Source organism: Bacillus cereus group sp. BceL291 (assembly GCF_051776705.1).
Classification (GTDB): Bacteria; Bacillota; Bacilli; order Bacillales; family Bacillaceae_G; genus Bacillus_A; species Bacillus_A cereus.
Window position 1 is genome coordinate 1 of sequence record NZ_JBPWAP010000051.1, and the last position, 20,902, is coordinate 20,902.

A 20,902-nucleotide genomic window follows, 5' to 3' on the forward strand; every position below is an offset into this window, starting at 1 on the left:
TGGTCGGCAACACTCTATCTACAAATTTAAGTATCTCATAAAAATAGATACTCTTGGGTTTATAGGTACATCCCGTCCCTAAAAAACCTAACTTAATCATACGAGGAGGTGGTATGTAATGGTTAGTGTTGCTGTAATAATTGGTGTTGTTGTTGGGCTATCGCAGATTGTAAAAACAATTGGGTTACAAACAAAATATGTTCCGTTATTGAATTTAACGCTTGGCATTGTGCTAGGCGTTTTGTTTTTGGACGGAGACATCAAAACAAATGTATTTCAAGGAATCATCATCGGACTGTCAGCAAGTGGACTGTTTGACCACACAAAAATTATGAAAAAGGATGCTGATGTAAAATGAAAAAGACATTAAAACACATTTCTTCTATAGTTCTTACAGCTATTCTAGCGTTATCCATTACAACAAGTGCTTTTGCTGACAAAATATTAATCATTCCTGATTTACCGAAGCAAGGATATAGAAATGGAGTAGGAGCGTATGAAGGTGTAGTTGCACATAGTACAGCGACTCCAGAAGCTCCAGCAATCAATATTCAACGTTATGAAACACGTACTTGGAGAAATGCATTTGTACATTATGCAGTTGATTGGGATGAAGTTATTCAAATTGCAGATACACGTTATATTGCGTATGGCGCTGGGCCAGCTGCTAATGCACGTTTTGTACACGTTGAACTTTGTGAGACTTCAGATTATAGCAAGTTTAAGCGAAGCTATGACAAGTATGTAAAATTACTAGCGAAAATTTTACGTGATCGTGGACTTTCAGTAGAAAAAGGACTATGGACACATGATGATGTAAGGAAATATCTTGGCGGAACAACTCACACTGATCCACTGGATTATCTAAAAAAACATGGTATATCTGAAGCTCAATTCCGAGCAGATGTAAAACGTGCATATAATAACACGGGTATTTCTATTCCTGAACAACCTTCTAAACCAGCGGAAAAACCAACAGCCAATGTAGAAGGTGTAGTTTACATTGAAGGATATAATGTAAATTTACACAAAGGCCCAGATGCAAGCTATTCTGTTATTCGTCAATTAAATAAACCAGAGGCTTATAAAGTTTGGGGAGAAAAGGACGGATGGCTAAATTTAGGTGGAGATCAGTGGATAAAATATAATCCATCGTATATCCGATTTGAAAAGAAAGAAGCTGTAAGTTCAGTCGCTGGAAAACGTGTAGTGTCGAAAGTTAATAATCTCAGATTTTACAGCGCTCCATCGTGGGAAGATAAGTATGTCGCAGGTACTGTAGATACAGGATTAGGCTTTACAATTGATGCAACAGTAACGGTAAACGGTTCCTCACAATACAAAGTGCACAATAGTAAAGGAACAACATACTATATCACAGCAAGTGAAGCCTATGTGTATGTGAAGTGAAAAGAGGGATTCCTAACTTATTGGGAATCCCTCTTTTTTTTATTGTTTCCATTCAATCAGAGTACGTTTATTACATCTATGACAAATAAACGCTTCAGCTTTATGTACAACAGGTTGTTTTTTACTACAGTTAGGACATTTTACAAGTTGTTTTCCCATTGCTTTATACATGAAAATAACTGAGAAAAATGCTAATCCGATAGCAGGTAAAATTCCAATAATAGTAAAGAATAATGCTACTGAGATAAGCAGTCCTAATATACCGATTGAGAGGTATATAAATCTTTTCAATTGATTACCGGTAGAACTTTTCTTTTCCTGCAATTCGATAATAAAGGTTTCCCCATCAGCAGTTTTACGTAACTCCATAAAATAGCCTCCTTAAATAAATCATACCGAACAATGTAACAGTTGAAAACTTAATCAATGTCTTTCCATATATCCTCAACCTGCATATCAAGCGCTTTTGCTATACGCATAGCAACTCGTAATGTCGGTTCGCTTTTCCCTCTAACTATCATACTTAATGTTTGATCTGTTATGCCAGCTCTTTTTGCTAATGCAGATTGTTTAATCATTCTATCGGCTAAAATCATTTTTAATTTGCACTCCATAAAATCCCTCCCTTTAAAACATTCAATCAATTTTTTGAAAAACCTTTTGATTTTTTTGTTGTTGGACAAACAAGTTTTTGTTTTCTGGTTCATATACCTATATTACTTCCACTTGGAAGACCACAAGGAAGAAGAGACAACAAGAGGGGAGAGGTCTATATGCGTTGGCAATATAACCATTTAAACACAACTCCATATTTACATCCTTCAAAAGAGTTACGATCTATGTACAACGAATCAAGATCAAGAGCAGAAACTGAATCAATTTTAAATCACATGAGAAACCATAAAGTTTTTAATAACAAAGAGTACAAAGGGTATTTTAATTTATCACAGGTAGTGGAGGAAGATTTATATGGTGAGGAAGAAGATGTTTTAAATTGGGAGATCCTAATGGATTGTTATGATGTTGTCCTTACCAGAAAAGGTATTGTATTTCGTGAAAAGGAAGAGGAGGAATAATCATGACACTTGCAGGAGAAGCAGTAGTTATTTGGACTGCAACAGGATTATCTGTAGTCGCTATGAAAGTAGCTGAAAAAATGGGGAAAAGTGTTCCACATTGGCTTCCACGTGTCACCTTGTACACAACACTTACAGGCTCGTTTCTATACCTTCTACGTTATGTTCTCGTTTTATTTCTATGAAGGAATACGATGTGGAAACCTTTTGTTCCTTATGTCATAAGGAGTTTAACTTGTATGCACGTATTCCTTGAAACAGGGATATATACCCTCTATAAGAGGGATATAGGGAGTGATTATATGCTGGAGTTGTTATCAGTACCATTCGCAGGTTTAATTTTCGCCATATTTGGCGGGAGGCTCAAAGGAAGAGAGAGTGATCGAAAGAAAATACAAGTTTTTTTCGAAGTAAGCGGAATTGCGATACGTAGAGAGGACAGATTACAGTATCCAGTTTTTCTTGAACAAAAAGAGGATGATCGAAGTACAACTTATATATATCGATTACCTGTAGGAATGCCGAGTAAAATTATTCAGAAGGTGGAGGATGTTGTCTCTGAAGGGCTAAGTAAACCTGTCCGAATTGATTATGATAATTACAAGTTAAGGGTTCGTGTGTTTCATAGAGATATACCGAAAAAATGGTCATGGTCAAAAGATTTGGTGGCAGAAGGAAGTTGGTGTGTTCCAATGGGCCAAAGTTTAGAAAAACTTATCTATCATGATTTTGATAAAACACCACATATGACACTAGGTGGTCTCACTCGAATGGGTAAGACGGTGTTTCTAAAGAATGTAGTTACTTCGCTTACTTTAGCACAACCAGAACATATTAATTTATACATTATTGATTTAAAAGGCGGTTTGGAGTTTGGGCCGTATAAGAATTTAAAACAAGTAGTTTCTATTGCTGAAAAGCCCACAGAAGCTTTTATGATATTAACTAATATTCTCAAGAAGATTGAAGAGAAAATGGAATATATGAAAGGTAGACATTACACAAATGTTGTGGAAACAAATATCAAAGAGCGTTGCTTTATTATAGTAGACGAAGGAGCTGAACTTTGCCCAGATAAAAGTATGAAAAAAGAACAACAAAGGTTATTGGGAGCGTGTCAACAAATGCTTTCTCATATAGCGCGCATAGGTGGTGCTTTAGGGTTTAGATTGATTTTTTGTACACAGTATCCGACAGGGGATACATTACCACGCCAAGTGAAACAAAATAGTGATGCGAAATTAGGCTTTAGATTACCAACTCAAACGGCCTCAAGTGTTGTTATAGATGAAGCAGGATTAGAAACAATAAAAAGCATTCCCGGACGCGCAATTTTCAAAACCGATAGACTTACAGAAATACAAGTGCCTTACATTAGTAACGAGATGATGTGGGAGCATTTAAAAGGATACGAGGTGGAGAAACATGAGAATGCAAACGCATATGCAAATCAACCGTCAAATGGCGATACTTGCGACGATTAGAAAGCTACAGTTTGCAACTAGAAGGCATTTAATGAGTGTTCATGAAATGGGCGGAATAAGAAATGCAAATCGAATTATGAAAGATTTATCTACGTATACAAGTAAGGTAGTTTACAATAAAGAGCATGTATATTATTTAAACCAATCAGGACATAAGTTGTTCGGTGAAGGTAAAGTTGTACATCATGGTAAAGTAGCACACGCTATTTTACGTAATGAGGCTTGGCTACATTTATTTTGTCCAGATGATTGGCAAGTAGAAACTGAAATTAAATATATAAAAGATAATAAAAAGAAAAAAATAATTCCAGACGTAAAATTTCGTGATGAGGACGGAATACTTCATGCTGTAGAGATAGATCGTACTCAGAAAATGATAGTAAACGATGAGAAATTAAAAAAATACGAAGAGTTAACTCAGATTTATAAACAGAAGCATAACGGAAAAGTGCCAGTTATTCATTTCTTTACAATCACAAAATACAGAGAAAAGAAGTTAGAACAACTGGCGAATAAATATAAAGTGTTTGTAAAAGTATATGTAATCGCTGCTACTTAATGATGAAAAAAAGAGCTGATCATTTCGAATGATTAGCTCTTTTTTATTTCACTTCCTTAATTTCAAACAGTTCATCAATAGATATTTTTAAAGCGCGACTTATGGCAACTAAATGAATATCTCTGTGCTGTTCATTTTTATCGAATCTTGATATTGAAGACTGAGGTATATTTGCTAATTCTGCAAGTCGAGATTGAGTTAATTGACGTTCTTTCAGTATTTCTCCTAAACGTGGTTTAACTATGTATGTTACATTCTCCAAAATAATCACTCCTCTATATCCATTATGCAATAAGTGATATTCAATAATCAATATTTTTTTCAATCCTGTATTGACTATCCAATAGTGGATAATGTATATTGATGGTAACAAATATTGAAAGGGGCTCGATGTAATTGGAGAAGTTCAATGATTATTTTGGTTTAGAAAGCAAATCAGATTTTGTATGGTTTTATGGTTTCTACACAGTTTCTGCAATTTTAATTGTAATTAATATGATCATTGTACTTATATAACTGGGGGTAAGAAGATGCTTAGTTCAGCAAATTATACACAATACAAAGAACTACAATCATTTCAATCAGTAGAAGAGATGAATGAAGCAATATGTTCTTTTTTATACAAACATACACATGAATTATCTGAGTCAGCAATAAAAGTATTGAAATTTCTAGCAAGGCACTCATGCAAGATTCCAGGTGTATCTTTCCTGAAGGTAGGAACAATTGCTAAGGCATTAAATATAAGCGATCGAACTGTCCGTAGGGTATTGAAAGTGTTGGAGGATTTCGAGGCAGTAACTAGACATAAAACGATTCGAACGGAAGGGAAATTACGTGGAGGAAATGGACATAACGTCTATGTCCTTCTAAAAAAATATAGTGTCACACCGAGTGTCCTACCGAAAATGTCACAGCGACAAGATGCAGAAAAACCTACAGAATCAAAGGTTTCCGATGCAAAATCGGACAAGGAAACTAAACTTTCTGAATCACACCCTCTAGAAGAATTAAAAAACGAATTAAACGTAAAAGAAACGTCAGTAAGGGACTCTAAAGAAATCGAATTAGAAGATTTAGATGAAACTTTCACACCAGAAAATGTACCAAGCCAATTCAGAGATGTGGTAGCTCCTTTCTTCAAATCGGCAGATAAAATTTATAAACTGTATCATCGGGTATTAATGGCTTATAAGCGTTCAAAAATAGACAAGCCTATTGAACAAGTGATAAATCAAGCCGTTCAAGCATTCAAAGAAACTGTTTTTGCAGAAAAAGCAAATAAAATTAGAAGTACTTTTGAAGGTTATTTTTATAGAATTGTTGAAAGTAAATTTGTAGTGGAACGAAGAAAAGAGTGTAGAGAAACCTTATATGATTGGCTTACAGAATAAGTAAAAAGGATTGTAGGGATAAGATTTTGTTTGTATACTTTAATCATTCACATTTTATTGATATGAGTAATTATAACTAGTAAAGATGGTGATTTGATTGAAGTATGCAGTTTATGTTCGGGTATCTACAGACAGGGACGAACAAGTCTCATCTGTAGAAAATCAAATCGATGTATGTCGATATTGGTTAGATCAGCATGGGTATGATTGGGATGAAAACTCAATATATTTTGATGATGGTATTACGGGCACGGTTTTATTAGAACGACATGCAATGCAACTTATACTAGAGAAAGCTAAAAAACGTGAATTACAGATGGTGTTATTCAAATCAATCCATCGTTTAGCACGTGATTTAAAAGATGCTCTAGAGATTAAAGAAATACTTATTGCTAATGGGATTCGATTAGTCACAATCGAAGAGGGATACGATAGCCATTATGAAGGAAAAAACGATATGAAGTTTGAAATGTTTGCTATGTTCGCATCGCAATATCCGAAAACTTTATCTGTATCTATATCGGCAGCTTTATCAGCTAAAGTTAGGAGAGGCGAGCATACAGGTGGGCGGTTGCCTTTTGGTTACTCTGATCGTGAGAAGAAATATGTAATTAACGAGGAAGAAGCCGAGATTGTTAGAGAAATCTATGATATGTATTCAAAAGGAATTGGATATATAGGAATTGCAAAAATATTAAACGAAAGAGGCATTCCATCAAAAACTGGCGGTAAATGGCAAATGTCTTCCGTGCAAAGAATTATTAAGAATCCAATTTATAAAGGTGACTATATATTAAACCAGTACACTACAGTAAAGATTTCAGGTCGTAAGAAACAAATAAAAAATCCTGAAGAAAAATGGACAATATTTAAAAAACATCATCCTGCCATTGTATCTGAGGAACAGTGGGAATTAGTAAATAAGCCGCGCTCTGCTAAAAAGAGAAGGCCTGCACTATGGAATGAATTTCGAGGGATAATGTTTTGCGCGCATTGCGGCTCAGCGATGCAAGTTGTATATAGCGCTAAGAAAAAGAAAGATGGAACTAAGGAAGAGTGGAGATACTTAAAATGCTCTAGATATAAACGATACGGAAGTGATGAATGTGTACGCCACGCTCCAATTCAATATCATGAATTTCGTGAGTTTATATTAGAGAATTTGAAAGAAAAAGAAAAACAGTTAGAAACGGAATTCAATTTGAATGAAGAAAGTTCAAATGCAGAGAAGAAAAACAAATTACAAAGAGAAATACAAAGGATTGAAGAAAAGAGAAAAAAACTGATTGATTTATATATGGAAGAACTTATTGAAAAAGAAGAATTTTTGAGTCGTCGCAACGAATTAGAGAAGACTATAAAGGAAAAAGAAGTTCAATTTGTGTCGATGGAGGATAAGAGCGAAATTAAACGAACTCAAGATGAATTTAGAAAAGCTTTTGCTTTGTTAGACGAAAGTAAGAATTTGTATGAAGAGTTTAAAAGGATTATAGATAGGATTGAGATATTTGAGAACGGGGATATAAAAATCGTCTACAGGATAGAAATGTAGTCTTCACTATCTACAATTATGCATAACAAATGAAATGTATAATTGTAACTAGTGATTACGGTTATAAAAACTTTCTCAATATTTTTCAGAAGAATAGGAGAATACATGTTCTTATTTATATGGTAGAATATTTTGTAAATACAGGGAGAAGGCGTTATTTGTTTGAAATGAAGGGGGCTTTTCAATTGAGATTTCACAAAAAGATTATCGGAATAATTGAGGATCGGGAAGATTTAAGCCTAAGCTATGTAGCAGAACAAATCGGAGTTTCTAGACAATACATGTCAAAATTTAAAAATAAAGGCGCAATTGGATTTTGTCAGCTCGTTAAGCTGTCACATATATTAAGTGAGAAAGATAAAACATTTAAAGAAACAATGGCTGAATGGTGTCTAGAACTAGATACTACTGAGGCTATAAAACAAAGTTTTGAATATGCTTGTGTAACACGGAATATTAATCTTTTAGGGAAATTACTTACAAAGCATAAAGAGGAAACAGGAACTATACGTGAATATGTTTCTGTATATGGAATCTTGTATCAATATATCATCGGAGAAGTTCATGGGACGGAAATTGTTAACCAACTGAAAAAAGTTGGACAACCCAAAGATAAAGTTCTAAACATTCTTATGGATATAATGAAGTGTTACAATTATTTCCACTTAAAGAAGTACAATTTAATGTTGGAATTAATCCAAGAAATCGAAGCTCAAGTTGAGGCTGTTGATAGCGATAGAAAATCTTATATTAAAGAATGTTATATATATCGAGTGGCAGAAATATTTGCCCCAGTATATTTACACTATAATCATTTAGATTTAGCTAGGAAATTTGCTAATGTAATAATAGATGCTAATATCAGCGAAAAGACCATCTCAGACGCATTGTACATACTAGGAATGTCTTATCTAGGTGAGGATAAGGAAAAGAGCCTCGAATACTTTGAGGACAGTTACACGCTATTTAAAAAGGTCGGAGACAAAACGTACGAAAAAGAAGTGCGTTATAATCTAGATTTTGCTAAGATATATTTAGGCGAACCCTTAGCAAAGGATTCAGACCCACACTTAATACAATTTCAAAATAGTCCAGATACTCAAATGTTAAAATTGCTTCAAGAATCCCTATATGATGGGGAAGAAGAAGATTTTCTGGTATACTATAAGGGAATTGTAAGCAATTCACCGAATGAGATATATGAATGTTTTCAAAAGTTTCTGCTGCAATCTAATTATTTTTTTACAAGTTTGGTTGCAAAAGAGATTTACAAAAGAGGAGATCAATCGGGGTTAATTAAATCGATGATGAATTTTAAGGGGAACATAGGAAAGGGAGTGTTTTGCAGTGAAAAAGATAGCTTCTACAATCTTAATTGCATTAACAGTATTCACAGCGTTGAGCGGATATACCGCAGAGAAACCAGATCACTACAAACAAAATGAAACGATAACATATATGCAAGAAACGATTAAGCCCGGTGGTTAAATCGTTTGGAAATTAAAGACTGAGAAAATTCTCAGTCTTTTTCTTATGGTCAACTAAAATGAAAAAACGAAAAGTAATGTACTTTTCAGAATATTCCCGTGGGGAAATGTTATTATATACCTACAGAGAACGGAAGGGGGATATATTTATGGGAACAGAAGAGATATTAAAATCGTTCCTAAAATGTATTGCTGAAGCTTCTCAAAATGAAGAAGATATGCAACGATACATTGAAACAGCATTTAATATTAAAACAAACTAAAAAAATAGTGATGATCCAGTTGCCACCACTATTTTTCAGTTGGATTATTTAATTTTTCAAGACTTTCCATGATCGATAGCATATTTTGTAGAACGATTTCTTGATGTTCTTCAGGTAATTGTTCTAATCGAGACTTTATACCGTGGTATTTCTTGTTAAAATCCTCATCTACTTCGCGAGAGTCAGACCTCCCTAAGATAAAATCAATAGGTACTTCAAAGAAATTAGCAGCACGTTCCACGGTTTCGCGAGAAGCTGGTTTAAGACCTGTTTCGAATTTAGAAACACTGCCAGCAGTAACACCAATTGCCTTACCTATCTCGGTCTGAGTTAACTTACGCTCTTTTCGTAATTGACGCAGTCGATCTTTAAACTCCACAATAATCACCTCATATAAGTGGTTTGTTGAGTTTATTATAATGTTTCCTGTAGGGAAAATCAATGATATAAAACAGTCGATTATTTAATAAAATACGAAAAAAATATGTCTTGAATTTTCCCTCAGGGAATGTTAAGGTAATTTACACAGATATAGGAAGGAGTCATCAAATGAAAACAAATGTAGAAGAAACAAAACTGAAAACTGCATTCAAAAATTCCGGATATAAATATCACGAATTAGCTGATGCACTTGGTATTTCTTGTAGTTATTGTTACAAGCTCATTAATAACCACCATTATAAGAAGAAAATTTCTTATAACTTAGCTTCTAGAATAGCGAATGTGTTGAAATCAGATGTAGTTGATTTGTTTGAGGAACAGGTCGATTTTTTTTAGTCTTAAATGTTCCCTCAGGGAATATTTTATAAAAATTTTTGAGTGTTGTCTCAGTGGAAATGAATCATATGGTGTTATCAAGAGGTGATGAGGTTGGTGGTTAAACAAACGAAATTAAGAATTATTGAAGAAGTTTATGGAGACCAAAGAATTGAAGATGTGTTTGAAGAACTATACCAGTTGCGATTTGGCATAAAAGTAAAAGTTACAAGAAAAAATCCAAGTTTAGTTGCAACTGAACAAGAAAAGTAGGCTTTAAGCTTCATTGAGCATAGCTTAATGAAGTGAGGTTATATAGTGGACAAGCCTGAAAGGAGAGTAATGAATGAAAAATGGAAAAAGATTGACTAAACGTGAAAAAATGCATCTCAAATCATACAGCTTAAACCCTGATAATTGGTTGGTTTTCAAGAAAACGGATGGAGAAATGCATTTAGTACATCGTTATACTAGCGCAACTCGTGTAATTCCAAGTTTATAAGTTTAGGAGGGAATAAGATGGATCAGTTAACAGTAGCAAGTGAAATACGTCTTTTAGGAAGAAGAAACATAGCTGGATATGAATTTACTGGAATTGAGGGTGGATTCGGTGAAGGTAAGAAAGCAATGTTAGTTAAGGATATAGCCGTTATTCATGGGAGACAATCATCACGAATCAATGAACGTATTAACGAAAATAGAAAACGGTTTAAAGATGGGATAGACATTATTGATTTGTTAGGTGTCGGTTTGACGGATACCGAGATTAAAAAATATGGATTTACACAACAAGCCGTAAATTCTTATCGTGGGCGTAACGGTAATATTTATTTACTTTCTGAAAGAGGATATTTTAAATTACTAAAAATTTTAGAAGATGAAAAAGCATGGGATATCTACGATCAATTTGTTGATGGATATTTCAACATGAGGGAAAAGAATCAAGTGGCTACAGACCCAATGAGTATTTTAAAACTTACATTCGAAGCATTAGAAGGCCAGCAGCAAGCAATCGAAGAGATAAAGTCGGATGTACAAGACTTGAAAGAAAATACACCATTATTCGCAATTGAATGTGATGAAATCTCTACTGCCGTAAAGCGTAAAGGAGTCATATTGCTAGGCGGAAAACAGTCTAATGCCTATAGAAATCGTGGATTAAGAGGAAAAGTGTACCGTGATATTTATAACCAATTATACCGCGAATTTGGCGTGAAAAGTCATAAGGCAATTAAACGTTGTCACTTAAATGTAGCAGTAAAAATAGTTGAGGAATACACGCTACCAATTGTATTAAGCGAGGAAATATCGTTTTTAAATGCACAAATGGATTTTATAGAAATGCAGTAAGTAAGGCTATTTTCATTCGTTTTTTTCTGAGTCAAAAACTTAAAAAGAAAAGGTGGCAAAGGTAATGGATCAGTTACGTGTTATTGAGGGAATACACGAGAGTAAGCCAGATTATGTTGAGATATATCTCAGAATGTTTATGAATGCAGTTAATGAGTTAAAGGAACAAGATAAGGAAACAAAATCATTAAGCAAGGATACGTATAAAAAAGCAATTTTTTCAGGGGTTAGATATATTTCAAGGTCAAAAAATGATATTTCGAATTATGACTACCTAATGAATAGATTTCTTTTAATAAGCTATTTAGAAAACTTAATGAAGGTGTTAACGCCGCGGGATTTTATGAATATATTTCCAATCGATAAAAATTATGATGGCGCTCGTTATGAAATGAAAGATTACTTTTTTACCATAAATGAAATTAAAAAAATCGGAATGGATACACCTATTGGAGAGAAAATCATGGAGTTTTTATGGGATTACCAAAACTTTAAAGATATAACACTATTCAACTTAGCATCTGTAAGCATTTTGAATAAATTGCAGAAAATTCAAGGTAAAAAATCGTTAACCGAAGAGTTTGCCGAGCGATTAGGCATCGATACTTACACAAAGCATAAAGAAAAGGGCGGAAAAGAATATATTACAAATGACCGTACTGGTGAGATCCAAGAAGTTAAAAAATATAGACCAAGATATTTAAAACCAGTGCAATGATTGATTTTATTAAGGCTTATAAACAAAGAAAGTAACTTGCGCCAACAAGTTACTAAATAAAAATACTTATAAAAATATACTTATTAGAAATATAACATACACGCTCGATGTATGGAAAGGGTGTTATTATGGCTCTTTTTAGAAAAGTGCATACAGAATTTTGGACAGACGTAAAAGTATCAGAAGATATGACGCCAGAAGACAAATTGTTTATGGTGTATCTTTTGACTAATCCCCACACAACTCAATTGGGAGTATATGAAATCACACCTAAGATGATAGCTTTTGAAATCGGACTATCAATAGAATCAGCTAGAGCATTACTGGAACGTTTTGAAAGCCATCATAAATTAATCAAATATAACAAAATGACAAGAGAAATAGCTATAAAAAATTGGGGCAAATACAACCTGAATAGAGGCGGGAAACCAATTGAAGATTGTCTTAAAAGAGAAATTGATAAAGTGAAAGATTTATCTCTAATAAAATTCATTTTAGAACATACAGATCATGCAGTTTTAAAAAGAAAAATCAATCTTTATGCGGGTTTTAACGATACGTCCTACGATACGTTAACGATACGTGACCAAGAAGAAGAACAAGAAGAAAAAGAAGAACAAGAAGAAAAAGAAGAACAAAAAGAAAAAGAATCAGAAGAAGAAAAAACAAAAACAAAATCAAAAGCGTCTTTAAAATCAGACGCAAAGTCCAATCCAATACCATATAAAGATATATTGGATTACTTCAATGAAAAAGCAAATAAAAACTTCAATCCTAAAGCAGAAGGACATAGGAAGTTGATTCGCGCTAGATGGAATGAGGGGTATAAGTTAGAGGACTTTAAAAAAGTTATCGATAACAAAACCTCACAATGGCTTGGTAAGAAAAGTTTTGATGGAAAACCACTAGATCAATTTTTAAGACCAAGCACGTTATTTGCACAAAAACATTTTGACAACTACTTAAATGAAACGGTCAACGTGTCCAATCAACAACATGGAGATCAGATAGTTATACCTGGTTTTAGGGGGAAAATGCCGTTTTAGAAAGGAGTAATAAATGTGAAAAGGATACAAGATTCTTTTGAAAAACTCACCAATTTAAAATTTGCAGATGAAAACTGTGATAAGCACACCTTTAATAAACACGGGAAAGAAGTTGTTAAATTGGTTAGGAAAATGATTGATGATGCAGGAACTGTATATTGCCCCCGCTGCATGGTTGAAGAGCAAAATTCGGTTTTATTTCAACAAGCAAATAATCACTATAAAAAGATTAATAGAGAACGGAAGAAAAACGTACTCTTTCAACACAGTATCATTGAAAACCAATCCATTACAGAATCAAGATTGTCTACATACAACACGGATTGTCAAGAAACGAAAGAAAACAAAGAAAAAGCTATGAAAATTATTGAACGTATAAAAAACGGTGAGTTTTTAAATGTATACATTGCAGGGATTCAAGGAGTAGGAAAAAGCCATTTAGCGTATGCGATGCTGTATGAATTAGTCAAACACTATTGGGTAATATCAGACGGTGAGAAATTAAATGATGAACATGCTTTTAAAAATATGAAAAGCTGCTTATTCGTAGAGATTGAAAAGCTAATTCGATTAATACAGCATTCATTTAGAAATGTAGAGTCAAAATACACAATGGATTATTGTATCAGTTTAATGGTGGATGTAGATTTCCTTGTAATTGATGATTTAGGGGCTGAAAGTGGTTCGATGAATCGAAACGGAGAAGCAAGCGATTTTGTTCATAAAATACTTTATGGTGTGACGAATGGACGACAAGGGGCGAATAAAACAACAATCACAACTTCAAATTTATCAAGTGCTCAATTATTTCAAAAATACGATCCGAAACTAGCAAGTAGATTGTTAAATGGTGTATCAAAAGATGAAACGATTGTTTTTAAAACAACCACTGACAAACGAATTGTAAATTTAGACATTGGATTCTAATAAAAGGGGTGCGGAGAAATGAAAGAAATAAAGGGTCAAAATAATAAATTGATGGAAGAGTTTGATACGTTGTTAAGGCAACTGCTAATTAAATCTAAAACAGATGAAAGAGTAAAAAACTTTGTGGATGATCTGTTTGAAATGCTAAGTGATAATAAGCTACAGTCTGATATTGATTTTAAAACGGCATTAAATAAATTAAGAGAAAAGCACTTTCCTAAATTTGAAAAAGGAGAGAGCAAAAATGACTGAAGAAAAGGGACAAGCTAAGGAAATAGTTAATGTTCGTGAAATGTCAGATGATGAGTTTATGGATAAATACGGAAGACTTGTACATCATTGCGTATGGAAAAGGTATGCGAAAAAAAAGGCAAGTATAGAGCGTGATACTGGTTTAGATATTGAGGATTTAACACAATTCGGAATGATCGGTTTGATAAAAGCACGAGATAATTTCGACCTTGAATTCGGATGTGCGTTTTCAACGTATGCTGTTCCGAAAATTCTTGGGGAAATAGGAAGGGCGATTCGGGATAATCAAAAAATAAAAGTGCAAAGAACCGTATATGGAGTAAAAGGAAAGATTTTAAATCAACAGTTAGCGGATAAGGAACCAGAAGAAATAGCAGACATTTTGAATGAACCGGTAACTTTAGTGAAAATGGCTTTGGAGTATCAGCCTAGCACGGATTCGCTTAATAAGGTTGTATATGCATCTGGAGCTAATGAAGAACTGACATTAGAAACAATGATAGAAGATACTAAAACGGAAGATATTGAAGAAACAACCATTAATCGAGCTGTAATAAGAGGATTTAAAGCTGCATTGCCTCCTAAAGAATATATCGTTTTAGATATGCGTTTACAAAATATGACGCAACAAAACATTGCAAATCAAATGGGATACAGTCAGGTACAAATTAGCCGTATATTAGCAAAGATTAATCAAAGAGCTGCTCAATTTGGTAAAGAAGGAGGGCTTCAAGATTGAGTGTTACAAGAGGTGTTTGTATCGATGTAGACCACTCAGACTTGTTAAAGGAGAAAGTAGAGTACTTTTTATTCCCTGCTAAACCAAGTCATTATTATGTAAGCAAATTTAATCGTAAAGGAGCGCATTTTGGTTGCTATCCAGCTGAAAGGTTTCAAATCACGGAAAAGGAAGTATGGACACCAGAACCTCAACCGAATCCGCCTGAGTTAAATGCAAACCTATTCTATAGAGCTCAGTTGATTTGGCGAAAAAAGGGGTATAAGGATAAACCACTTAAAGATTACATCGTACAGCCGATGGGGAAACATTGCCGCTTTTGGCATGATCGGGAGCGCAAGAAATTTTGTGGTTGTTTTCCGCTACATTGGTTTACTGATTTTGTACCAGTTCAAAATCATCATATAGAAGAAAAAACTAAAGAAGAGGTTAAGTTATTACAACGGCCAGATGGACAACTTGCATTTTTTTAACGAAAGAAAGTGAAGGTTTTTTTGCCCAGTCATCGATTAAAAAAGGAGTGTTCTTAATGGATATTAAAAAGTTATTTGCAATGCAGAACGTTTTGGATAAAAGAGTTTTAGAGTCAAAAAATCTTTCTAGAGAAGAAGTATTTGAATTTAGGATACTAGCGTTTTTAGATGAATTAAGCGAATGCATGAAGGAATGGAGAGTATTTAAGTTTTGGAGCAATGATCGTAAACCGAGAACTAGCATACCTACAGGGAAAATCAAAGTATTAGATGATGGTTGTAAAGTAGAAGTCTATAAAAATCCACTTTTAGAAGAATACGTTGATGGATTACACTTTGCAATTGGACTTTGCATAGATTTGAAAACAGAAATCAACTTTCCTGCTTCTATGCGTTGCGAGACAGTTACAGAGCAGTTTTTCGAATTGTATCAACTAGCAATACGATTAAAAGAAGAACCAACAGCATTTAGGGCAGATGTCCTATTAGCCCATTATCTTGGTTTAGGGGAAATGTTGGGCTTTTCGTTAGAAGAAATTGAATATGAATACATTGAGAAAAACAAGGTTAACCATGAACGTCAGAACAATGGATATTAAGTGAGAAAGTGACATGGAGCAGCTATCGATATTTGATATAGATGAAACTAAAATCAAGCTATATGAAGTCTTGGAAGCTAATGGCTACCATCACGAGATTAAGAGTTATTACTTACACAATGATTACATGGGCGAAGTTAAGTATTTCTACATTAGAACAACAGAGGACATGATTATTGATATGTGTTTGAGTCAGTTTCCTGAAGTGTTTATGGTATACGAGGGATTCAATGAAGTCCAGATCAAGAAGATATACAAAGGGCGATTGTAAAAGTGCGTATATTTTGGAATTAAGGCGGGTGAAAAGTGTGGATATTTACTCAGGATTTAATTGGAATCCATATGACGCAAAGGTTGGAAAGGAAATTATTGAAAGGGAGGGCACTCCAGAGGCAATAAAGTATTTTTCTGAAGTGTGCGAGGGACTTACTAACTATGGATATTGGTTTTTTCTTTCTACATTGTGGGTGAGTTATTCAGGCCATTCAGATTTAAAGTTATGGAAACAACTGTTTAATAGTAAGAGGCCAAAACGGAAGAAATGCATTATGAAGCCCAGTGAACTTAAAATGTTCGAACGATTACCCTATTTCATTACGGTATATAGAGCACATAGGCCAAATGAAAAAGACTGGATTGCATATACTTTTGATCCGTTGATTGCTACAAGATTCGCAAATGAGCGGGGAGTTAATACAATCGTGGAATACAAGGTGAAGAAAAGGGATGTTCTTGCGTTATTTTTAAGACGAGGGGAACAAGAAATAATCGTTCTTGATAAAACAAAAATACAGTTTATCTCTAGGATATTTATTTAAATTTTGTTAAAGAATGGGGGAGAAATAATGAAAGAACTTAATTGGATAAATGCCATTGAATGAGGAAAAATTCATTGTCCGATGTTAGGCAAAGAAGTTATGACTTATTATCCAGAAGGAAGTAAGCCTTATGACACATATACAAACCCTTTTGTAAATGAAGATGGAGAGGTTTTATACTATCGTTTCGATCAAGATGAAGGACATTGGCTTGAAGAGCCTTACTGGTTAGAGGATTTGTGTGAAAGATTTTAACCAAAGCTTTATTTTAATCGGAATGGCAGGTAATTGACCAAATCACCTGCCAAGTGCTTAAACAGTCCGGAGGGGTAAAGCTCCGTTATGAAAGAGTGTAGCTGACTCGTAGATAGTATGTGTAACGTAAAAACGATTATTCGTAAAGGGGAGTAAGAGATGAAGTATGCAAAGGTTAGCGGTAATAATGTGGTGATTAAATTGCCGATTGATATGTTAGTAGTCGCTTTTAATGATAATCCAAATAATTATGATGAAGAAATTAAGGTCAAATATAAAAGGAAATTCGCTGAAGGATTTGCTCAACACGTAAATGAGCATAGTGGAAATGCAGAAACAGGTTTGACAGTGTTTCAAGAGTGGGTTGATCAAATTTTTGAAGAGATGATTGAAGGTGACTCATCTTATATAAAGTATCCAAAGGAAGAACTTTAACAAAAAAGTTATTTGAATAGAAAGGGAGATGGAGAGATATGAAGTTTGGAATGTATTTAGGTGGAGAATTAATGTGTGAGCATGAAAATATTTTCGATGCTTATCGTGATGCGGAGTATTGTACTAGAGAATCTAACGTACCACATGAAGTGAAAGTAATTAAACCGAAATCTAGATTTCTTGTAGAGGATATAGATGGATGTGAATTTGTAAAAGTACGCAGCTTAGGAAATGCATTAATTTCATACGATCAAGATTTCGATGGATTCATGACTGGGAAAATTCAAATTGTTTACTCGGATGGCTCTGGTAGTGCAATTAGCATGGAAGAAGCTCAAGGGCGTATCGATTCAGGAGAATGGACAGTTATTAAACCATAATCGAACAAAATTCTTATTTGATTGGAGGAGACAAAATGGGCTGGGAAAAAATAATTGAGCAAAAGGAAATGACAACAATCGAAAAGCTACACCTGATATGTGATGCTAGTTTGGTACAAGGTAAATGCATATTAGTTGAAGCGAACAGTTTTGCTTGGATGATTCGGACTATTAAGGAACTTAGTAAGGAGGGAAATAAGTGATTTATGAAGTCATAGATTATTGCTCTAGATGTGATGAGAAATTAGAAAACTGCGAATGTGAATGTAGGAAGTGTGATGAATGGCTACACGATTGTAAATGTGAAGAAAACTAAACAAAATCGTTATTTTAGGGAAAGGGAGTCGAAAGAATGAAAACATTTAATGTGACTTTCACAGAATTAAAGGTATATGAGGCAGTTGTTGAAGCAGAGTCGAAGGAAAAAGTTATCGATACGATTAAATGCTTAAAAAGAACCGAGGATGATTTAGTAGATAAAGGGGTCATCATAAATGAAGTTAGTGAGATAAATATTAATGAAGAACAAAAGTTCGAATAAATCGGCTTCTCAGATTGTCCATTTTGAAATGTTAACAACTTTCCGAATATCATAAGACCTTATTGGTGAAAAAGCTCTTATTCGAGCGTACAAGTCTGTTATACACATTGCGTGGGAATTGTAATGAATTTATTAAGAAAGGGAGTATAAAAAATGAGAACTGGGAAGAAAAAACATGTTAAAAGAGCTATTTTGAATCGTCAAAAGGAAATCGATAAAGAACGGACTGCTGTAGCTTGGAGAAATATTTTTGTGAAATCAGGAATCATAAAATAAAAAGAGGAAAAGCAACTCGTTGGGGACAAGTCACTTTTCCAGATGGCAATGTAAATCCATTATAGCAAAACATATGTACAAGTTGTAGGAATAAACAACGAGCCATTATGACACCTATCGACAATCAGAAATGAGGTTGTTGATCTGGAAATATGAAAGTAGGTGAATCATCATTTGTTTAACTGGCTGAGAGATTACCAAAAGTTAGAAGAAGAAATTGCCTATCTGGAATACAACTTAGATAAGACAAAAGCAGAATTAAGACGCTGGATCAGTGGTGATTTGAGAGAAGTACGTTTAACGGCAGAATCTGAAGGTGCAAAAGTTGAAAACCGCATTGAAGCGATTGAATACGAATTAGCACATAAGATGAACGATATGTATAGATTAAAAAAATTAATTAGTAAGTTTAGAGGATTAGAAAATCAGATACTCAAATTGAAATATGTGGATGGTATGACGTTAGAAGAAATAGCAGAGGTAGTAAATTATAGTTCTAGTCATATCAAAAAGAAACATGCTGAACTCGTTAGGTTAATTAAATTTGTGGAACGAGAAGGTATCATTTAGGTTCACTCCTAAAATGAATCGAAACGGTTGAAAAAGTGATTTATATTGATAGCATACAATTTTAGCAGAAGGGCAACTGGTGCACGGTTGCTCTTTTTAGTTTTGGAGGTTATTAGGTGATGAATGTACAAGAGTTGTCGATGCGATTAGAAAATCTAGAACATAAAGTGCTTCAGGTAGAAACGAAGGCAGATGCGTTAAAACAAACCTCTATACAAAAAGGCGATAAAGTAAAAGTGGTGTATCCGCATTTAGGGATACAAGGTGAGTACTTAGTGAAAAAAATCGATAACGGTGTGATGGAATTGGTAGCAGAAGAAACAATGAAAAAGATTCAGGAGTGATTAGAATTGAAGAAACTATCTAAACAAGAACTAGCAGCTGTAATGACACATTGTATTTCAACGCTTGGCGAGAAAATGGTTAATGAGCATATTGATCCCCAGAAGTTAGCGCAAGCAAGCGCAATCCATAATGATCTCTTTGATAATACAACTCCTAAAGAACGTAGAGAAGCGACAATCAGTTTACTGGGAAAAGCGATTGATGAGTTTTTAGAGAGTAAGGAGTGAAGATATGAAAGTTTTTATTGTTTGTGCAGGAACGCTAGGTGAAGCGTTTGCTATGTTACGTAAAGCTTTTAATGATATGAGCGAACAGGTTAAAGAGTTCAATGAGTTAATCAAAGAAGCTTGTATGCACGAGAAAGAACCGCAATATAAAGAATGCATTAGTTTTCCCTTTAACCCTGTTAAGGTAATGAAATCGCAGGTAATAGATCGTAAGCCTAAATGTATTAGAGCGAGGACGGTGTGTTGATATGGGAAAGGGATATTTTAATAAGGCCGTATGTTTAGTGTGCGGTCATCAAGATAGAGTGAATCATCCATCTAAAAAAGAGTATCAGGAAGTAACAGTTTGTCCGGAATGCAACGGTGCTTTTGTAGATGTGTGGAAGTTAGGGAAGTACAAACGATTAGATAATACACAGTCTAATGAAGAACCTTTATTAACAATTACATTAACAGATATAGATGCTAAACCTATAGTTCATTACAAAGGTGAACAGATAGATAGAAAGTTACGTGTTGCGTTTGATTGGGAATCGCAATCGATTGATAAAATTAATCGGTCATACATTCATATTGAACATGTACCAGTTGATAACAAGCGTTTAAATACCGAGATCATTCAGCATAATCATCCTATTGCGAATAAGGAACAAGTTTAGATGTTGTCCATATTTGTTAATGGGTTAAAAGATAAGTGTTTTATCTGGAAGTTCAAACGTGCATTAAAGAAATTAAAAAAAGAATATGAAAAGGAGAATAACTGAATGAACGGATTTAATAAAATTGTTAACGATATGCAAAATGAACAAGTGGGAAAGGTTATGTTAGATTTTTCTTTAGCTGCAAAGATGACATTTGCTGCCTTCACGCAGTTTAAAGAGGCTGGATTCAATGAAGGGCAAGCGTTTGAATTAACACGAGAGATATTAATCAATTCATTAAATAATAATCAATAGACCGATGAGGTGGG

39 protein-coding genes are annotated in these 20,902 nt (G+C 34.1%); 35 read left to right on the forward strand and 4 right to left on the reverse strand.

Going from position 1 to position 20,902, the window contains the following annotated elements:
- Positions 1–118 precede the first annotated feature (118 nt).
- Together ACS2CR_RS24805 and ACS2CR_RS24810 are read left to right on the forward strand one after the other, a co-directional pair.
- Complete coding sequence (locus ACS2CR_RS24805) at positions 119–358, forward strand: hypothetical protein (RefSeq protein WP_000255363.1); 240 nt, start codon at positions 119–121, stop codon at positions 356–358.
- Positions 355–1,410 (forward strand): N-acetylmuramoyl-L-alanine amidase, encoded by a 1,056-nt coding sequence (locus ACS2CR_RS24810; RefSeq protein ID WP_153602861.1) that lies wholly within the window; start codon positions 355–357, stop codon positions 1,408–1,410. Before ACS2CR_RS24805 ends, ACS2CR_RS24810 begins: the two co-directional genes overlap by 4 nt.
- Positions 1,411–1,449: 39 nt before the next feature.
- On the opposite strand, the gene ACS2CR_RS24815 is transcribed toward ACS2CR_RS24810, so the two are convergent.
- Together ACS2CR_RS24815 and ACS2CR_RS24820 are read right to left on the reverse strand one after the other, a co-directional pair.
- Positions 1,450–1,779, reverse strand: coding sequence for a hypothetical protein (locus ACS2CR_RS24815; RefSeq protein WP_153602860.1), 330 nt, complete (start codon positions 1,777–1,779; stop codon positions 1,450–1,452).
- Positions 1,780–1,829: 50 nt separating this feature from the next.
- Positions 1,830–2,024 carry a helix-turn-helix transcriptional regulator gene (locus ACS2CR_RS24820; protein ID WP_000388950.1) on the reverse strand — a complete coding sequence of 65 codons (195 nt, stop codon included), beginning with the start codon at positions 2,022–2,024 and terminating at the stop codon, positions 1,830–1,832.
- A gap of 159 nt (positions 2,025–2,183) precedes the next feature.
- Between ACS2CR_RS24820 and ACS2CR_RS24825 the strand changes: the two genes are divergently transcribed.
- The 4 genes from ACS2CR_RS24825 (at position 2,184) to ACS2CR_RS24840 (ending at position 4,529) form a co-directional block, all read left to right on the forward strand.
- Complete coding sequence (locus ACS2CR_RS24825) at positions 2,184–2,486, forward strand: hypothetical protein (protein ID WP_001267630.1); 303 nt, start codon at positions 2,184–2,186, stop codon at positions 2,484–2,486.
- A gap of 2 nt (positions 2,487–2,488) precedes the next feature.
- Complete coding sequence (locus ACS2CR_RS24830) at positions 2,489–2,671, forward strand: hypothetical protein (RefSeq protein ID WP_000170787.1); 183 nt, start codon at positions 2,489–2,491, stop codon at positions 2,669–2,671.
- Between the two features lie 117 nt (positions 2,672–2,788).
- Entirely contained in the window at positions 2,789–3,970 is a 1,182-nt protein-coding gene (locus ACS2CR_RS24835) for an FtsK/SpoIIIE domain-containing protein (RefSeq protein WP_153602858.1), read from the forward strand.
- Positions 3,912–4,529, forward strand: a complete 618-nt coding sequence (locus ACS2CR_RS24840) for a replication-relaxation family protein (protein WP_153602857.1) — start codon at positions 3,912–3,914, stop codon at positions 4,527–4,529. The genes ACS2CR_RS24835 and ACS2CR_RS24840 overlap by 59 nt, the downstream gene beginning before the upstream one ends.
- Before the next feature lie 43 nt (positions 4,530–4,572).
- Here the strand turns inward: ACS2CR_RS24840 and ACS2CR_RS24845 are convergent, their stop codons facing one another.
- A complete protein-coding gene (locus tag ACS2CR_RS24845) occupies positions 4,573–4,791 on the reverse strand; it encodes a helix-turn-helix domain-containing protein (protein ID WP_153602856.1) in 219 nt (72 codons plus the stop codon).
- A 134-nt stretch (positions 4,792–4,925) separates the two neighbouring features.
- Here ACS2CR_RS24845 and ACS2CR_RS24850 point away from each other — a divergent pair, with 134 nt between their 5' ends.
- From ACS2CR_RS24850 to ACS2CR_RS24865, 4 genes are all read left to right on the forward strand, one after another.
- The gene (locus tag ACS2CR_RS24850; RefSeq protein ID WP_127057650.1) at positions 4,926–5,045 is read left to right on the forward strand and encodes a DUF3961 domain-containing protein; all 120 of its coding nucleotides are present in this window, start codon (positions 4,926–4,928) and stop codon (positions 5,043–5,045) included.
- Positions 5,046–5,059: 14 nt separating this feature from the next.
- Positions 5,060–5,923, forward strand: coding sequence for a helix-turn-helix domain-containing protein (locus ACS2CR_RS24855; protein WP_153602855.1), 864 nt, complete (start codon positions 5,060–5,062; stop codon positions 5,921–5,923).
- Positions 5,924–6,020: 97 nt separating this feature from the next.
- Complete coding sequence (locus ACS2CR_RS24860) at positions 6,021–7,475, forward strand: recombinase family protein (protein WP_153602854.1); 1,455 nt, start codon at positions 6,021–6,023, stop codon at positions 7,473–7,475.
- 167 nt (positions 7,476–7,642) lie between these two features.
- Positions 7,643–8,920 carry an AimR family lysis-lysogeny pheromone receptor gene (locus ACS2CR_RS24865; protein ID WP_325853138.1) on the forward strand — a complete coding sequence of 426 codons (1,278 nt, stop codon included), beginning with the start codon at positions 7,643–7,645 and terminating at the stop codon, positions 8,918–8,920.
- Between the two features lie 333 nt (positions 8,921–9,253).
- On the opposite strand, the gene ACS2CR_RS24870 is transcribed toward ACS2CR_RS24865, so the two are convergent.
- A complete protein-coding gene (locus tag ACS2CR_RS24870) occupies positions 9,254–9,604 on the reverse strand; it encodes a helix-turn-helix transcriptional regulator (protein ID WP_325853135.1) in 351 nt (116 codons plus the stop codon).
- A 170-nt stretch (positions 9,605–9,774) separates the two neighbouring features.
- Between ACS2CR_RS24870 and ACS2CR_RS24875 the strand changes: the two genes are divergently transcribed.
- The 25 genes from ACS2CR_RS24875 to ACS2CR_RS24995 all read left to right on the forward strand — a co-directional run bounded on the left by ACS2CR_RS24875 (position 9,775) and on the right by ACS2CR_RS24995 (position 20,888).
- Entirely contained in the window at positions 9,775–10,002 is a 228-nt protein-coding gene (locus ACS2CR_RS24875; protein WP_153602605.1) for a helix-turn-helix domain-containing protein, read from the forward strand.
- A gap of 93 nt (positions 10,003–10,095) precedes the next feature.
- A complete protein-coding gene (locus ACS2CR_RS24880; protein WP_000260579.1) occupies positions 10,096–10,254 on the forward strand; it encodes a hypothetical protein in 159 nt (52 codons plus the stop codon).
- A gap of 73 nt (positions 10,255–10,327) precedes the next feature.
- The gene (locus ACS2CR_RS24885; RefSeq protein ID WP_000788394.1) at positions 10,328–10,483 is read left to right on the forward strand and encodes a DUF6906 family protein; all 156 of its coding nucleotides are present in this window, start codon (positions 10,328–10,330) and stop codon (positions 10,481–10,483) included.
- A 17-nt stretch (positions 10,484–10,500) separates the two neighbouring features.
- Entirely contained in the window at positions 10,501–11,331 is an 831-nt protein-coding gene (locus tag ACS2CR_RS24890) for an ORF6C domain-containing protein (RefSeq protein ID WP_153602604.1), read from the forward strand.
- Between the two features lie 64 nt (positions 11,332–11,395).
- Complete coding sequence (locus ACS2CR_RS24895; protein ID WP_153602603.1) at positions 11,396–12,049, forward strand: hypothetical protein; 654 nt, start codon at positions 11,396–11,398, stop codon at positions 12,047–12,049.
- A gap of 128 nt (positions 12,050–12,177) precedes the next feature.
- Positions 12,178–13,095, forward strand: coding sequence for a conserved phage C-terminal domain-containing protein (locus ACS2CR_RS24900; RefSeq protein WP_153602602.1), 918 nt, complete (start codon positions 12,178–12,180; stop codon positions 13,093–13,095).
- Positions 13,096–13,110: 15 nt separating this feature from the next.
- On the forward strand, positions 13,111–14,022 hold the full coding sequence (locus ACS2CR_RS24905) for an ATP-binding protein (RefSeq protein WP_000822421.1): 912 nt from the start codon (positions 13,111–13,113) through the stop codon (positions 14,020–14,022).
- 18 nt (positions 14,023–14,040) lie between these two features.
- The gene (locus ACS2CR_RS24910; protein ID WP_061684654.1) at positions 14,041–14,274 is read left to right on the forward strand and encodes a hypothetical protein; all 234 of its coding nucleotides are present in this window, start codon (positions 14,041–14,043) and stop codon (positions 14,272–14,274) included.
- Positions 14,267–15,013 carry a sigma-70 family RNA polymerase sigma factor gene (locus tag ACS2CR_RS24915; protein WP_000134086.1) on the forward strand — a complete coding sequence of 249 codons (747 nt, stop codon included), beginning with the start codon at positions 14,267–14,269 and terminating at the stop codon, positions 15,011–15,013. The genes ACS2CR_RS24910 and ACS2CR_RS24915 overlap by 8 nt, the downstream gene beginning before the upstream one ends.
- On the forward strand, positions 15,010–15,486 hold the full coding sequence (locus ACS2CR_RS24920) for a hypothetical protein (protein WP_153602601.1): 477 nt from the start codon (positions 15,010–15,012) through the stop codon (positions 15,484–15,486). The genes ACS2CR_RS24915 and ACS2CR_RS24920 overlap by 4 nt, the downstream gene beginning before the upstream one ends.
- A gap of 56 nt (positions 15,487–15,542) precedes the next feature.
- Complete coding sequence (locus tag ACS2CR_RS24925) at positions 15,543–16,085, forward strand: dUTP diphosphatase (RefSeq protein ID WP_153602600.1); 543 nt, start codon at positions 15,543–15,545, stop codon at positions 16,083–16,085.
- Positions 16,086–16,098: 13 nt separating this feature from the next.
- The gene (locus ACS2CR_RS24930; protein ID WP_044821898.1) at positions 16,099–16,356 is read left to right on the forward strand and encodes a hypothetical protein; all 258 of its coding nucleotides are present in this window, start codon (positions 16,099–16,101) and stop codon (positions 16,354–16,356) included.
- Between the two features lie 37 nt (positions 16,357–16,393).
- Positions 16,394–16,903: a hypothetical protein gene (locus tag ACS2CR_RS24935; RefSeq protein ID WP_325853136.1), complete on the forward strand. Its 510-nt coding sequence runs from the start codon at positions 16,394–16,396 to the stop codon at positions 16,901–16,903.
- A gap of 81 nt (positions 16,904–16,984) precedes the next feature.
- The gene (locus ACS2CR_RS24940) at positions 16,985–17,158 is read left to right on the forward strand and encodes a hypothetical protein (RefSeq protein WP_325853137.1); all 174 of its coding nucleotides are present in this window, start codon (positions 16,985–16,987) and stop codon (positions 17,156–17,158) included.
- 159 nt (positions 17,159–17,317) lie between these two features.
- Complete coding sequence (locus ACS2CR_RS24945; protein ID WP_438906079.1) at positions 17,318–17,593, forward strand: hypothetical protein; 276 nt, start codon at positions 17,318–17,320, stop codon at positions 17,591–17,593.
- Between the two features lie 38 nt (positions 17,594–17,631).
- The gene (locus tag ACS2CR_RS24950) at positions 17,632–17,973 is read left to right on the forward strand and encodes a hypothetical protein (RefSeq protein WP_327939685.1); all 342 of its coding nucleotides are present in this window, start codon (positions 17,632–17,634) and stop codon (positions 17,971–17,973) included.
- 35 nt (positions 17,974–18,008) lie between these two features.
- Complete coding sequence (locus ACS2CR_RS24955) at positions 18,009–18,176, forward strand: hypothetical protein (RefSeq protein WP_438906080.1); 168 nt, start codon at positions 18,009–18,011, stop codon at positions 18,174–18,176.
- Positions 18,177–18,325: 149 nt separating this feature from the next.
- Complete coding sequence (locus tag ACS2CR_RS24960) at positions 18,326–18,514, forward strand: hypothetical protein (RefSeq protein WP_153602895.1); 189 nt, start codon at positions 18,326–18,328, stop codon at positions 18,512–18,514.
- 153 nt (positions 18,515–18,667) lie between these two features.
- On the forward strand, positions 18,668–18,790 hold the full coding sequence (locus ACS2CR_RS24965) for a DUF3983 domain-containing protein (RefSeq protein ID WP_153602894.1): 123 nt from the start codon (positions 18,668–18,670) through the stop codon (positions 18,788–18,790).
- Between the two features lie 174 nt (positions 18,791–18,964).
- A complete protein-coding gene (locus tag ACS2CR_RS24970; protein WP_153602893.1) occupies positions 18,965–19,360 on the forward strand; it encodes a sigma-70 family RNA polymerase sigma factor in 396 nt (131 codons plus the stop codon).
- Positions 19,361–19,479: 119 nt separating this feature from the next.
- Positions 19,480–19,704, forward strand: a complete 225-nt coding sequence (locus tag ACS2CR_RS24975; RefSeq protein WP_079246302.1) for a hypothetical protein — start codon at positions 19,480–19,482, stop codon at positions 19,702–19,704.
- Positions 19,705–19,710: 6 nt separating this feature from the next.
- Positions 19,711–19,932 (forward strand): hypothetical protein, encoded by a 222-nt coding sequence (locus ACS2CR_RS24980; RefSeq protein WP_151522132.1) that lies wholly within the window; start codon positions 19,711–19,713, stop codon positions 19,930–19,932.
- Positions 19,933–19,936: 4 nt separating this feature from the next.
- The gene (locus ACS2CR_RS24985; protein ID WP_153602892.1) at positions 19,937–20,179 is read left to right on the forward strand and encodes a hypothetical protein; all 243 of its coding nucleotides are present in this window, start codon (positions 19,937–19,939) and stop codon (positions 20,177–20,179) included.
- 1 nt (position 20,180) lies between these two features.
- Positions 20,181–20,591 (forward strand): hypothetical protein, encoded by a 411-nt coding sequence (locus tag ACS2CR_RS24990; RefSeq protein WP_153602891.1) that lies wholly within the window; start codon positions 20,181–20,183, stop codon positions 20,589–20,591.
- Positions 20,592–20,696: 105 nt separating this feature from the next.
- Positions 20,697–20,888: a hypothetical protein gene (locus ACS2CR_RS24995; protein ID WP_153602890.1), complete on the forward strand. Its 192-nt coding sequence runs from the start codon at positions 20,697–20,699 to the stop codon at positions 20,886–20,888.
- Positions 20,889–20,902 lie beyond the last annotated feature (14 nt).

Bases quoted from the DNA above. Each gene is read 5' to 3' on its own strand.
- ACS2CR_RS24805 (WP_000255363.1), top strand. From the start codon at position 119: ATGGTTAGTGTTGCTGTAATAATTGGTGTTGTTGTTGGGCTATCGCAG.
- ACS2CR_RS24810 (WP_153602861.1), top strand. From the start codon at position 355: ATGAAAAAGACATTAAAACACATTTCTTCTATAGTTCTTACAGCTATT.
- ACS2CR_RS24815 (WP_153602860.1), bottom strand. From the start codon at position 1,779: ATGGAGTTACGTAAAACTGCTGATGGGGAAACCTTTATTATCGAATTG.
- ACS2CR_RS24820 (WP_000388950.1), bottom strand. From the start codon at position 2,024: ATGGAGTGCAAATTAAAAATGATTTTAGCCGATAGAATGATTAAACAA.
- ACS2CR_RS24825 (WP_001267630.1), top strand. From the start codon at position 2,184: ATGCGTTGGCAATATAACCATTTAAACACAACTCCATATTTACATCCT.
- ACS2CR_RS24830 (WP_000170787.1), top strand. From the start codon at position 2,489: ATGACACTTGCAGGAGAAGCAGTAGTTATTTGGACTGCAACAGGATTA.
- ACS2CR_RS24835 (WP_153602858.1), top strand. From the start codon at position 2,789: ATGCTGGAGTTGTTATCAGTACCATTCGCAGGTTTAATTTTCGCCATA.
- ACS2CR_RS24840 (WP_153602857.1), top strand. From the start codon at position 3,912: ATGAGAATGCAAACGCATATGCAAATCAACCGTCAAATGGCGATACTT.
- ACS2CR_RS24855 (WP_153602855.1), top strand. From the start codon at position 5,060: ATGCTTAGTTCAGCAAATTATACACAATACAAAGAACTACAATCATTT.
- ACS2CR_RS24865 (WP_325853138.1), top strand. From the start codon at position 7,643: ATGAAGGGGGCTTTTCAATTGAGATTTCACAAAAAGATTATCGGAATA.
- ACS2CR_RS24875 (WP_153602605.1), top strand. From the start codon at position 9,775: ATGAAAACAAATGTAGAAGAAACAAAACTGAAAACTGCATTCAAAAAT.
- ACS2CR_RS24885 (WP_000788394.1), top strand. From the start codon at position 10,328: ATGAAAAATGGAAAAAGATTGACTAAACGTGAAAAAATGCATCTCAAA.
- ACS2CR_RS24890 (WP_153602604.1), top strand. From the start codon at position 10,501: ATGGATCAGTTAACAGTAGCAAGTGAAATACGTCTTTTAGGAAGAAGA.
- ACS2CR_RS24895 (WP_153602603.1), top strand. From the start codon at position 11,396: ATGGATCAGTTACGTGTTATTGAGGGAATACACGAGAGTAAGCCAGAT.
- ACS2CR_RS24900 (WP_153602602.1), top strand. From the start codon at position 12,178: ATGGCTCTTTTTAGAAAAGTGCATACAGAATTTTGGACAGACGTAAAA.
- ACS2CR_RS24910 (WP_061684654.1), top strand. From the start codon at position 14,041: ATGAAAGAAATAAAGGGTCAAAATAATAAATTGATGGAAGAGTTTGAT.
- ACS2CR_RS24915 (WP_000134086.1), top strand. From the start codon at position 14,267: ATGACTGAAGAAAAGGGACAAGCTAAGGAAATAGTTAATGTTCGTGAA.
- ACS2CR_RS24925 (WP_153602600.1), top strand. From the start codon at position 15,543: ATGGATATTAAAAAGTTATTTGCAATGCAGAACGTTTTGGATAAAAGA.
- ACS2CR_RS24930 (WP_044821898.1), top strand. From the start codon at position 16,099: ATGGAGCAGCTATCGATATTTGATATAGATGAAACTAAAATCAAGCTA.
- ACS2CR_RS24940 (WP_325853137.1), top strand. From the start codon at position 16,985: ATGTTAGGCAAAGAAGTTATGACTTATTATCCAGAAGGAAGTAAGCCT.
- ACS2CR_RS24945 (WP_438906079.1), top strand. From the start codon at position 17,318: ATGAAGTATGCAAAGGTTAGCGGTAATAATGTGGTGATTAAATTGCCG.
- ACS2CR_RS24950 (WP_327939685.1), top strand. From the start codon at position 17,632: ATGAAGTTTGGAATGTATTTAGGTGGAGAATTAATGTGTGAGCATGAA.
- ACS2CR_RS24955 (WP_438906080.1), top strand. From the start codon at position 18,009: ATGGGCTGGGAAAAAATAATTGAGCAAAAGGAAATGACAACAATCGAA.
- ACS2CR_RS24960 (WP_153602895.1), top strand. From the start codon at position 18,326: ATGAAAACATTTAATGTGACTTTCACAGAATTAAAGGTATATGAGGCA.
- ACS2CR_RS24965 (WP_153602894.1), top strand. From the start codon at position 18,668: ATGAGAACTGGGAAGAAAAAACATGTTAAAAGAGCTATTTTGAATCGT.
- ACS2CR_RS24975 (WP_079246302.1), top strand. From the start codon at position 19,480: ATGAATGTACAAGAGTTGTCGATGCGATTAGAAAATCTAGAACATAAA.
- ACS2CR_RS24985 (WP_153602892.1), top strand. From the start codon at position 19,937: ATGAAAGTTTTTATTGTTTGTGCAGGAACGCTAGGTGAAGCGTTTGCT.
- ACS2CR_RS24990 (WP_153602891.1), top strand. From the start codon at position 20,181: ATGGGAAAGGGATATTTTAATAAGGCCGTATGTTTAGTGTGCGGTCAT.
- ACS2CR_RS24995 (WP_153602890.1), top strand. From the start codon at position 20,697: ATGAACGGATTTAATAAAATTGTTAACGATATGCAAAATGAACAAGTG.